Origin of the sequence: Saccharothrix sabaoui, assembly GCF_051756985.1 — a bacterium.
Classification (GTDB): Bacteria; Actinomycetota; Actinomycetes; order Mycobacteriales; family Pseudonocardiaceae; genus Actinosynnema.
The window spans coordinates 1-12,079 of the sequence record NZ_JBPKJK010000224.1 but is presented as its reverse complement, the minus strand read 5'-3'; the positions used below and the strand labels follow the sequence as shown (position 1 = coordinate 12,079).

The window sequence follows — 12,079 nt, the reverse complement described above, 5'->3', positions numbered from 1 at the left end:
GCCGGCGGCTAGCGGTTGCCGGGCGTCTTCGCCTTGGGCGCGAACAGGTCGCGCAGCTGGGTCGCGCGCCGCCGCACACCCCACTTCGTCACCCGCCACAACGCCTCGCGCACGATGTTGCCGCTCATCTTCGACTCGCCGATCTCACGCTCCGTGAACGTGATCGGCACCTCCACGACCCGGTAGCCCAGCTCGATGGTGCGCCACGCCAGGTCGATCTGGAAGCAGTAGCCCTGCGAGGCCACCGTGCCCAGCTTGAGCCGGTCGAGCACCTCGGCCCGGAACGCCCGGAACCCGCCGGTGATGTCCTTGACCTTCGCCCCCAGCGCCAGCTGCGAGTAGACGTTGCCGCCCCGGGAGATCAGCTCCCGGTACTTCGGCCAGTTCACCGTGCTGCCGCCGGGCACGTAGCGCGAGCCCAGCACCAGGTCGGCGTCCTCCAGCGCGTCCAGCAGCCGGGGCAGGTCCTCCGGGGCGTGCGAGCCGTCGGCGTCCATCTCGACGACCACCGCGTAGCCCCGCTCCAGCGCCCACCGGAAGCCCGCCACGTAGGCCGCGCCCAGACCCGCCTTCTCCGTGCGGTGCATCACGTGGATGCGGTCGTCCGCGGCGGCCATCTCGTCGGCGAGCCGCCCCGTCCCGTCCGGGCTGCCGTCGTCGACCACGAGGGCGTGCACCTTCGGCAGCGCCGCGTGCAGCCGCTTCACGATCTTCCCGATGTTGTCCCGCTCGTTGTAGGTCGGGATCACCACCAGCACCGGCCCGAGCTCGCGGTCAGGCTGCGCCTGCTGGTCCGCCATCCGTTTCCTCCTCGCCGACACCCGCACCAGGGGTCGGACGCGATCGTCGTTTCCGTGTCAATCCAGCCGCCGAGCCGAACGCCAGAGCGAGCAGGCCCAGGGCGGTCATCACCCACTCGGGCCATGCACCGAGCCGGGTGGCCAGCGTAGCCTCCCCGCGCAGCGGCACCGTCGCCACCAGAGCGTCCGGGGTGAACATGCCGGTCCGCTGGGTGACCGAGCCGTCGGGGGCGACGATCGCGCTCACCCCGGAGGTGGCCGAGACCACCACCGCCCGTCCGTGCTCCACCGCGCGCACCCGCGACATGGCCAGCTGCTGGTAGGTCATCTCGGTGTAGCCGAACGTGGCGTTGTTGGTGGGGATCGCGATCAGGTTCGCCCCGCCGCCGGCGAGCACCGAGTCCCGCACCACCGAGTCGAACGCCACCTCGTAGCAGGTGTCGATCGCGACCTTCACGTCGCCGACGGCGAACCCGGCCGGGTCGTCGCCGGGCTGGAAGCGGCCGGCGCGGTCCACGGCCGGCGAGAAGATCCGGAAGAACTCCCGGTAGGGCATCGTCTCCCCGAAGGGCTGCAACTGCCGCTTGGTGTAGCTGTCGGTGGCGCCCACGCCCGGTTCGAACAGCACCACGGTGTTGCGGGGCAGGTTGTCGCCCTTGTCGATCACGACCGCGCCGACCGCGATGGGCGCGCGGATCGCCTCGGTGGCGCGCTGGATCTGCGCGGCGGCGTCGACGTTGCGGAACGGGTCGATGTCGGAGGAGTTCTCCGGCCAGATCACCAGCTGCGGCCTGGGCGCGCGCCCGGCGTCGACGTCGGCGGCCAGCTCCAGGGTCCGCTTGACGTGGTTGTCGAGCACCGCGCGGCGCTGCGAGTTGAAGTCCAGGCCCGCGCGCGGCACGTTGCCCTGCACCGCGGCCACCGTCACCTCGCCCTGGTCGGCGTCGGTGCGCACGAGCGCGGTCGAGGCCAGCCCGGCGACCAGCGGCAGCACCACCAGCGGCGCGGCCGACCGCCAGTTCCGGCCCAGGTGGGCCAGGCCGAAGCCGGTCAGCGCCACCGCGAACCCCACCAGCGGGGCCCCGCCCAGCGACGCCAGCGGCAGGTACCAGCCCTCGGGCTGCCCGAAGGCGATCTTGCCCCACGGGAACCCGCCGAACGGGAACACCGCGCGCAGCGCCTCGTCCGCCACCCACACCAGCGCCATCCACAGCGGCGCGCCGGGCAGCCGCGACACCACCGCCATCGCCGCCGTGCCGACCGCGATCAGCAGCGCGCACACCAGCGCCAGCGGCAGCCAGGCGATCAGGCCCACGAACTCGCCGGTCCAGCGCAGCAGCGGCGCCATGAACCCCAGCCCCCACAACACGCCCAACCCGAACCCGGCCCGCGCGCGGCGGCCGTGCACGAGCACGCCGAGCACGGCGAACCCCACCGGCGCGAGCCACCACGCCGTGCGCGGCGGGAAGCTGAGGTAGACCAGCGCGCCACCGGCGGCGGCGAGCAGCACCCGCAGCAGCGTGCCGCGCACGTCCCGGCGGCGGGCGGGGGGCGTGTCGGCGGCGGACTGACCCGGCGCCACGGGGGGAGCGACCACGCGCCCAGCCTACGAGGGGCAGGTCAGGCCCCCGTACGGCGGGCGACCGCCGTCACCCCGTGCCCGCGTCACCCCGTGCCCGCGTACCCGGCTGCGGGTCGTCGGGGCCTCGAACCGGCCGATCTGCTGCTGACCGTGCGGCCGTCCGCGAACAGGTCGATGAGGCCATCGCGCGGCAGTACGTCTGTGGTGCAGTGCACCGCGTAGCGCCGGTTCCGGTCGGGTGCTCACCCGGCCCTGCCCTGGACCAATTCGCACCATGCGGATAGTTCACCGATCAATACGATTCCCGCAGTCATGCAGACCGCAAAAATCGGATCTCGAAGAACGGAACCCGTGCTCTGATCGCATACGCGACGAAAACGTGCACGCGACTACTGCTCATCTTTAGCTTCGTGTAACTATGTCACCCGAACGAGCGATGGACCGTTCGCGGTTGCCGGGCCGCTCCTGGAAGGAAACTCCGCTGAACCCCTCGAACACATCTTCGACCTCCTCCCCCGCTTGTCGCAAAGCAGGCTGACCACCATGCGCATGATTCCGGATTCGGTGACGCCCGGCGCCAGCAGGGCCGAGCAGGAAATCTTTTCCCAACTGGCTGCGCTCGAAGTGCCCGGATGGCACTACGCCATGCACAGCACCAATCTGCCCGAGCACGACCGCAAGCGGGTCTGCGAGATCGACTTCCTGCTGCTGGGTGAGCGCGGACTGCTCGTGCTGGAGGTCAAGGGTGGCGAGATCCAACTGAGGCGGGGCGTCTGGCACACGCGCGACCTCAAGGGCGGGCGGCACCGGCTCAAGGAGAGCCCCCTCGACCAGGCGGGGTCGAGCATGTTCGCACTGGAGAAGGTCCTGCGTCGCAATGTCGACCCGGAACTGGTCGACCGCACCGTGTTCGGGTACGGCGTCGTCTTCCCGGACAGCGAGTTCGACGCGGTCAGCGTCGAGTGGAGTCCGGAGATGGTGATCAACTCCACCCGCATGGCGACCGAGGGGTGGGCCGACTGCCTCGATCGGCTGGGGTCCTTCTGGGAAGCCAAGCCCGACGCCAGGGCTCCCCTGTCCCCCGCAGACGTCGAGCGCTACCTGGACGTGCTCCGACCGGGCTTCGACCGGGTGTTGTCCCTGCGCCGCCTCGACGACCTGGTGGAGAAGGAACTCGTCGCCCTGACCAACAGCCAGTACAAGGCTCTCGACCAGCACCGCAGAAACCCGCGTTTGGTGTTCGAAGGCGGGGCAGGAACGGGCAAGACCATGCTGGCGGTCGAGATGTGCCGACGTGTCCGCGGTTCCGACAAGCGCGTTCTGCTGACGTGCCGCAGCCACGTCCTGGCTTCCTTCGTCCGCTCGCAGCAGGAAATGGACAAAATCACGACAGTTCCGTTCGACCAGGTGTCCACTTTTGGTGCGGACTCCTTCGACGTGGTAGTGGTGGACGAAGCCCAGGACGTCATCAACGGACGCGACCTCGACGCGGTGGACAGAGTGCTGTCCGGCGGGTTGGCCGATGGCCGTTGGGCCTTCTTCCTCGATTCGAACAACCAGCGGGGACTGGTCGGCCAGTACGAGGACGACGCGATGGCGCGGCTCGACTCCCACCGCCCCACCTTCGTCGACCTGATGGACAACTGCCGCAACACCATCGAAATCGTCCGTGCCACCCAGGAACGGACGGGAGCCGACCTGGGGGTCACCACCGCCGGCCATGGCCGCGAGGTCGTGGTGGTGGAGGAGGACCGCGGTGAGGCGGTCACCGCCGTATCGGCGGTACTGGCCGAACTCGAGGAGCACGACGTGCCGCTCGAGCAGGTCGTGCTGCTGTCGCCGTACGACCTGGCAGCGTCGATCTTCGGCGAACTGCCCGCCGAGTGGCTCGAGCGGGTCGACGTGCTGGACCTGATGCGCATGCGCAAGCCCGGCCGGGGGCACGTCGGGTTCGCGCGGGTGGCCGAGTTCAAGGGGTTGGAGAGCCGGTACGTCGTCCTGGAGGTGGACGACGCGGCGGACGAACAGGCGGCACGGGTCCAGCTGTACGTCGGCATGACCCGGGCGAAGGCGGCCCTGTGGGTGGTCAAGGCCGGCAAGACGGAGGTGGAGGGGTGACGCAGGTGCACACCACGGGGTTCCCGGACCGGGACCGGGTGCTCGAGTACCTGCACGACCAGTTGGTCGGGCCGGCCGAGGGCGACGACGAGGTCCTCTACGAGAAGGCGCCCCAGCACCGGTACCTGACCGCCGTGCTGTACCCGATGTCCCTCAGCCCGCACGCCGCCGACGCCGGCGGACCGGCGGACGACGCCGAAGAGGTCGACGAACAGGCTGGTGCGCTGCCCGAGGACGACGACGAGGACCCCATCACCCTGGCGGGCCAGAGCAGGCCGAGTTCCGCCGGCATCAGCTTCATGACCACGAGCCGGTCCGCGATCGACGTGGAGGTACGGGCCGCGCGGTACCGCAAGGTCGCGGAGGACGAGTGGCAGCGTGAACCGCTGGCACTCCCCGGGAACGGATCGGTTCGGATCGATGTCCCGCCCTCGGGAAGCAGCCGGAGCGAGCCCATCTGGGAGGAGGCGGCCAGCGTCGAGGTCACGTGGCGCCCGCACCCCGACGGCGTGGTGGTCACCGTCGTCCTCGTCAATCGCAGGGTGCAGGGCGAACGCCAGGCGGTGGACCCTGAGGACTGCCTCTTCCAGGTGGTGTTGCGCTGCTCGGTCGCGGAGGGTGCCATCACCCCCTACCCGGTCCAACCACGGGCGCACAGCGACGAGGAGGCGGAGGAACTCGAGCTCCAGTACCGCGACGTCCCGGTGTACGCCGTCGGCCACGGAACGGCGGCCGGCTGGGACACCGTGGGTGACCGACCCGATTGGGTCGGCACGTCCTTCGTCCCGGTGCACGTCGTGCCCAACGTCGCCTTCGACCTGCCGCGCGTGCCCGACCTGCCGGATGTGGCGGATGTGCTCCGCCTGAACTTCCTGGCACGCGCCGACACGGATGCGGCACCCGTGTTCGACGCCTTGACCCGTTTCGTCGACCGGTACTCGAGCTGGATCGACAAGACGTGGAACGCCGCGGCGCAGACCCTCACCCCGCGGTTGCGCCCAGCCGCTGAGCGGTTGCGGGACCGCGCGGCACGGGCACGGGACCGCATGCTCGCCGGTATCGGGTTCCTGCGCGAGGACCGGGACGCCCTCGAGGCGTTCGCGCTGGCCAACCGGGTGATGCTCATGCAGATGGCGCACAGCCACGAGAACCTCGGCGGCTCACCGCACGCCCCGTCGGAGGCGCCGGACACGAAGGTCGACTACGACTCGCTCGACCGGGCATGGCGCCCGTTCCAGCTCGGTTTCCTGCTGATGACGGTGAAGGGGGTGGTCCACGAGGGCGAGGAGCGCGACCTGGTCGACCTGATCTGGTTCCCCACCGGCGGCGGGAAGACCGAGGCGTACCTGGGACTCGCGGCGTTCACCATCCTCCACCGTCGGCTGACCAGGGGCGATGCCGGAGCGGGCACGACGGTCATCACCAGGTACACGCTGCGCCTGCTCACCAGTCAGCAGTTCCAACGGGCCGCCACCATGATCGCTGCCTGCGAGCTGGTGCGCCGCGGTGCCGACGGACGGCTTGGCAGCCGTCCGGTGTCGATCGGGCTGTGGGTTGGTGGCGAGAACAGCCCCAACACCTTCACCGAGGCCCGTCGACTCCTCGCGCGAGCACGCGACGGCGCAGCCCGTGACCAGGGCTTCCAGATCGAGTCGTGCCCGTGGTGCGGCACGCGGATCGTGCCTGGCGCGCCGGAGGACGAGCAGCGTTGGGGGATTTCGGCGACCAACAGCTCTTTCCGGGTGCGCTGCGTCAACGACAGGTGTCCGTTCCGCACCGAACTGCCCATGTCATCGGTGGACGAGGACCTCTACCTGAACCCGCCCACCATGTTGGTGGGCACCGTCGACAAGTTCGCCCGCACGGTCTGGAAGGAGAACACCGGCGCGTTCTTCGGCGCGGGCAGCGACCCTGGACCGTCGTTGATCATCCAGGACGAGTTCCACCTGATCTCCGGCCCGCTCGGGACCATCGTCGGGCTCTACGAGGCGGCTTTCGACGTGCTGTTGGAACACCTCGGGCACAAACCGAAGATCGTCGCGGCCACCGCCACCATCCGCCGGGCCGACGAGCAGACCAGAGGCGTCTTCGGACGCCCTGTCGCGCTGTTCCCGCCCGCGGGCGTCGATGCGGCCGACTCGTACTTCGTGCGCACGGATTTGGAACGCCCCGGCCGTGCCTACGCGGGGGTCATGCCCCAGGGGCACACACCGCTCACCGCGCTCATCCACGTCGCCGCGGCGCAGTTGCAGGCACCGCTCGAGGTGGACCTGACTCCTGCCGCCGAGGACGCCTACTCGACGTTGGTCGTCTACCACAACAGCCTCCGCGAACTCGGCAAGACGATCAACCTGGCCTCCGACGACATCCCCTCGCGGCTCAAGGTGATCGCACGGGCCGAGGACCACGTGCGGCACCTGGACGACGACAACGTCGTCGAGCTCACCAGCAACGTGGCGTCCGCGCAGATCCCGCAGCGCCTGGACCGGCTCAAGAAACCGCACGACGCGCCGGGCGCTGTGTCCTTCCTGGCCAGCACGAACATGATCTCGGTCGGTGTCGACGTCAGCCGGCTAGGCATCATGACGGTCGTCGGCCAACCCAAGACGACCGCCGAGTACATCCAGGCCACCAGCCGTGTCGGCCGGAGTGCCGACCGCCCTGGTCTCGTCGTGACCGTCTACTCACCGTCCAAGCCGCGCGACCGGTCGCACTACGAGTCGTTCGCCCCGTACCACGCGACCCTTTACCGCTCGGTGGAGCCGAGTTCGGTCACACCGTTCTCGGTGCCGGCCAGGTTGCGCGCCCTGCACGCCGACCTCGTCGTGTTGGTGCGGCACGCACTCGGTTTGTCGGCCGACCAGGAAGCCGCATCGTTCGACCCTTCCGACGAGCGGTTCCGCGCGCTCGTCAAGGCGTTCCTGGACCGCGTGGAACGCGCGGACGCCACCGAGCTCGAGCGGGTCCGGGTCCACTTGGACGACCTCATCGAGACGTGGGCGAAGCGATCCGTCGACGCGGTGCCCTTCGGCGGCCTGCGCTACAGCCAGGGGGGCCGCGAACGGCCCCGGTTGCTCAGGCGGTTCACCGAGGGCGGTGACGGTTGGGCGACGCTCGACTCGATGCGCAGCGTCGACGTGGAGGTCCAGGTCCAGGTGAGGGGAGCGCGGAAGTGACCGTGCGCAAGGTTCGGCGCTCGCAGATCATCAGTCCCTTCGGTCCCGGGGCGATCATCGACCTCGTCGGTGAGTCGTTCGTGGTCGAGGATGCCGGCAGGTGGCGGGGCGGGCACGTGCCGATCGACTTCCCCCGCTTGGCGGCCTACCTCCGGGTGGACTCGCTGGCGTCGCCGTCACCCCGCAGGCCCATCCCCTACTACCGGTTCCCCCAGTGGTTGTTCTGCCCGTCGTGCCGGCGCATGAGCCGGTGGTCCTACACCAGGGAGGTGACGAACACCGCTCCCACCTGCAGCTGCCCCGACGGGAAGCAACTCATTCCCATGAGGTTCGTGGCGGTGTGCGCCAACGGGCACCTCTCGGACGTGGACTGGGTCCGGTGGGCGCACTCCGCGGTTCGCCGCGACCGGCACCAGAACCAGTGCCAGCGGTCGGACCTGCAGTTCCTCAACAAGGCCGATGTCGGTGGTGGGCTCAACTCGCTCGTCGTGCGCTGCGTCTCGTGCAAAGGCGAACGGTCCCTCGACGGGCTCACCACGAAGATCGGTTTGAGCCAGATCGGCAGCAAGTGCTCGGGAAAGCAGCCTTGGCAGGACCAGAAGGACGCCGAGCAGTGTCCCGAGCAGGTGGTGGCGATGCAGCGGGGCGCGTCGAGCGTGTACTTCCCGACCGTAGAGAGCGCGATCGACATCCCGCCCGAGTCGGCGTGGAGCACGATCAGCGACCCGTTGACAGCGCTGATGAAGAGCGGCGAGTTCAAGTTCCTCGTCGCCAATCCCGGCTACAAGCTGGCCAAGGGGATGATCGAGTTGGCGGCCGATGAGTACGGCGTCCCGGTGGCCGAGGTCGAAGCGGCACTGGCGCGCGAGGTGGACGACGCCCGGGTGCCCGTCGAAGGCGGTCCGGAGAACATCCGCCCGGACGAGTGGGCCGCCCTGATCAACCCCCAGGACGACCACGACCACCGCGACCGGTTCATCTCGCGGCGAGCAGACCGACCGCTGCGCGCCGCGGCGACCGATTGGAACAGGTTGATCGCGGATGTCGTGCTCGTCGACCGCCTCCGCGAGGTCCGGGTGCTGACGCACTTCGAGCGGCACACCATGAAGGAGAAGGTGCCATCGAACCTGAGCGGCGAGAGTGACTTCCTGCCCGCCGTCGAGGTGTTCGGCGAGGGCTTCTTCCTGAAGCTCGACGAGCAGGCGCTGCTCGACTGGGAGCAGTCCGCAGCCGTGGTGGACCGGTGTCGGAAGCTGGTGGAGCGGCACGAGCAGAAGGGCGCGAAGTGGCTCCCCCAGCCGACGCCCCGTTACGTGCTGCTGCACACCTTCGCGCACCTGCTCCTGCGGAACACCGCTTTCGAAGCCGGTTATTCGACCTCCTCCTTGCGCGAGCGCCTGTACGTGACGAAGGAGGGCGTGGGCCCCTCCATGGCCGGGGTGCTGATCTACACCGCTGCCGGCGACTCCGAGGGCACGCTGGGAGGTCTGGTGCGGATGGGCGAATTCCCGCGCCTGGGCAGGCTGCTCGACATGTCGATCACCGCTGCCCGCTGGTGCTCGTTCGATCCCGTGTGCGGGGACCACCCGGGGCAGGGCCCGGACGGGTTGTCGCTGGCCGCGTGCCACGCGTGCTCCTTGGCGCCGGAGACGAGCTGCGAAGCGACGAACCGGCTCCTGGACCGGCGGTTGCTGGTCGACCCGGTGTTCGGCTTCTTCAAGAACCCGGTCGCAGCCGTCGACGGCGTACCCGGGAGCACGGTGTGAGCGCCGCGTTACGCGCACCGGTCCATGGGCCACCTCGTTACGAGGTGATGGTCGCCGGCCCCGATGTCGATCAAGCGGTCAGGGCGGTGGCGGCTTACAAGCGCCTGCGCGGACACGGTGTGGAGCTTCACGTCATCACCAGGTCCAGCGTGCTGAAGAACCGCATCCGCACCCTGCTGCCGTTCGAGAGCCGCGGCGACGTGGCGATGACCTACCACCGCTACTTCTCCGACACGTGGAACGCCGCGCTGCGGACCAGACCACCGGAGTCCGGCGACTACGACATCGACTTCTGGGATTTCAAGCAACGTCTGAGGGCTCGTTACGTCCGACCGCTGGACCGGCGGCACGTCGTCGTAGTCCACGGACAGCAGTTGCCGCCCGATTTCTACAGGGTGCTTCGGCTGCTGGGCGTCGAGGCCACCGTGTTCATGGACCCCGTGCAGGTGGTCGACGATTCCGGTACGACCCTCGAAGACTTCACGACGCTCCTGGGCGTGAACTCGCCGACCGCGGTGCACGACACGGACAGCGGCACCCCGCAGGTCCGTGCGCTGCTCCGGCACCTGGACGACAGCTCGGCCCTCGCGGAACCAGCCGGCGGTGGTGGGCGCCCGGTGTTGGTGAACCACGAGGACGCCGACGAGGAGATCAGGTTCGTCGCGGAGCTGGCGGCGGCGCACCGCGACAAGCGGATCGGGGTCCTCCTCCCGACCTGGGAGCTGACCCGGGTGTTCAAGGACGGGATCGGCGACCTGTTCGACGGCAGGACACAGTGGCACCTGTCCGGCATCAGCGTCCCCAGGCACGCCGCGGTGTCCGCGTCCGACCCCGGGATCAAGGTGTTGACCTGGGCAAGCGCCATCGGCATGCGGTTCGACCACGTCGTGCTGGCGGGGCTCGACCAGGTGGAGACCCGGTTCCGCTTCGAGAACGCGCTGCGGGTGCTCGGCCCGACGAGCCGTTCCGGGTTGATCCTGTCCTATTCCGGAGCAGGCCGGCCGACGGCGTTGGACGGCCTGCCGCCCACCCTGCTGGACGACCGCACGCGCGACGTACCGGGTGACGAGTGGGTCGAGGTCAGCCCTGCCGTCCCGCCGCCCTCTCCGTTCCCGACCGATCCGGAACAACCGGTCGCCCCTGCCAGGTCTGCCGTCGACAGCGCGCGCGCCCTGCTCGTCACCCCGCTGCGGAGCAGCGCCCGCGGCAAGCACCTGCTCACCGCGGAGCAGGAGGTCGGGCTGGCGACGTTGATGCGGTCCACCGGCGAGGCGTTGTCGGAGGAACTGCCGAAGGGCTTCCGCGCGACCCTGCGCGACGACGACGAGCGGGCGAAGGCGTTCGACGCCATGGTGCTGCACAACACCGGTCTCGTGGGTTCCTGGATCGGCAGGCACCTGGGCGCCGGTCTCGACCACGAGGACTTGTACCAGCACGGTGTGCTCGGCCTGATGAGGGCGATCGAGAAGTGGGACGGCTCCCGCGGGCTGAAGTTCTCCACCTATGCCGTGAACTGGATCAACCAGCACATGGGACGCGCTGTCCCCGATGAGGGCACGCTCATCCGGTTGCCCGTGCACAAGCACGAGGAAGTCCGCAAGGTACGCGCCACCTGGAACAGGTTGCGCGCCGAGCAGGACGAGGTCTCGGTCGCGGACGTCGCCGAGCGCACCGGCTTCTCCCCGGAGAAGGTGGTGGACTGCCTCCGACTCGCCAAAGGCCTGATCAGCTTGGACGCGCCCTTGGGCGTGAACGGCGAACACACGTTCGCCGAACTGATCCCCGCTCCGTTCGAGCACGATTCGAACCCCGATCACGTGGTGGACCGCGCGCTCGGGGCCGAACTCGTGCGGAGTGCGGTTTCCCGGCTCAAGGAGCGCGAGGCCGAGGTCCTGCGGTTGCGGTTCGGTTTCGACACCGGTGACGACCGCACCCTGGAAAAGGTCGGCGAGCACTTCTCGGTGACCCGTGAACGGGTGCGCCAGATCGAGAGCAGGGCGAAGAGCAACCTCATCAGGAAGTTGGCGGAGGTGGGGCTGTTCGCCGACGGCGCGGAACCCGCTCCCCCACCTCCGGCGAAACAGCCGAGCCGTCGGCTGAGCGTCGTGCGCGCACCGGTCCGCGAGAAGCGGCCGACCGGCAAGGAGATCGCCACCGGGTCGGGACTGGCGGAACGACTCGGCGCCGCCGGTGAGGACGGCTCCATCGGCCACCTGCTGATCGCCCTGGTGGATCGAGTACTGCGGTCCGGTGCTCGCCACGTCCTGATCAGGACCGCGGGCACCGGCACGAACGCCAGGTTGGCGCTGGTCCACGACGGGGCGACCTTCGCCGGGTACACCTTGCTCACGACTCTCTGCGAAGGCCGCGAAGCGTCGCGCGGATCGGCGGCCCTGGGTGTCGCCGCTTCCCTCTACGACGAGATCACGACGTGGGACGCGCACACGTCCTCGGCCTGCCTGGTCCTCACCTCCGCGGCGGACAGCGACACGTGGTGGTTGAACCGCGCCTCGCGGAGGCTCCCCACCGGCCTGGTACCCGAGGTCAAGGCTGACCGGTGGTCGGTCGTGCTGTTGCGCGCCCCGCGCCCCCAGATCGCCCGTGCGAGCATCGGCACCATCCTCGACCGCTGCGTCC

At 69.5% G+C, this 12,079-nt stretch carries 6 protein-coding genes; 4 read left to right on the top strand and 2 right to left on the bottom strand.

The window, feature by feature from the left end; all coding sequences use genetic code 11:
* Window positions 1-8: 8 nt before the first annotated feature.
* Window positions 9-800, bottom strand: a complete 792-nt coding sequence (locus ACR807_RS38465; protein ID WP_438926453.1) for a polyprenol monophosphomannose synthase — start codon at window positions 798-800, stop codon at window positions 9-11.
* Entirely contained in the window at window positions 775-2,397 is a 1,623-nt protein-coding gene (gene lnt, locus ACR807_RS38460) for an apolipoprotein N-acyltransferase (RefSeq protein WP_438926452.1), read from the bottom strand. The genes ACR807_RS38465 and lnt overlap by 26 nt, the downstream gene beginning before the upstream one ends.
* Before the next feature lie 528 nt (window positions 2,398-2,925).
* Here lnt and ACR807_RS38455 point away from each other — a divergent pair.
* From ACR807_RS38455 to ACR807_RS38440, 4 genes are all read left to right on the top strand, one after another.
* Window positions 2,926-4,500 carry a nuclease-related domain-containing DEAD/DEAH box helicase gene (locus ACR807_RS38455; protein WP_438926451.1) on the top strand — a complete coding sequence of 525 codons (1,575 nt, stop codon included), beginning with the start codon at window positions 2,926-2,928 and terminating at the stop codon, window positions 4,498-4,500.
* The gene (locus ACR807_RS38450) at window positions 4,497-7,676 is read left to right on the top strand and encodes a helicase-related protein (protein WP_438926450.1); all 3,180 of its coding nucleotides are present in this window, start codon (window positions 4,497-4,499) and stop codon (window positions 7,674-7,676) included. The genes ACR807_RS38455 and ACR807_RS38450 overlap by 4 nt, the downstream gene beginning before the upstream one ends.
* Window positions 7,673-9,442: a DrmB family protein gene (gene drmB, locus ACR807_RS38445; protein ID WP_438926449.1), complete on the top strand. Its 1,770-nt coding sequence runs from the start codon at window positions 7,673-7,675 to the stop codon at window positions 9,440-9,442. Before ACR807_RS38450 ends, drmB begins: the two co-directional genes overlap by 4 nt.
* Window positions 9,443-9,561: 119 nt before the next feature.
* The coding region (locus ACR807_RS38440; RefSeq protein ID WP_438926448.1) for a sigma-70 family RNA polymerase sigma factor at window positions 9,562-12,079 on the top strand (2,518 nt) is incomplete at its 3' end.

Coding starts and splice junctions, on each gene's coding strand:
- ACR807_RS38455 (WP_438926451.1), top strand. CDS start 2,926: ATGCGCATGATTCCGGATTCGGTGACGCCCGGCGCCAGCAGGGCCGAG.
- ACR807_RS38465 (WP_438926453.1), bottom strand. CDS start 800: ATGGCGGACCAGCAGGCGCAGCCTGACCGCGAGCTCGGGCCGGTGCTG.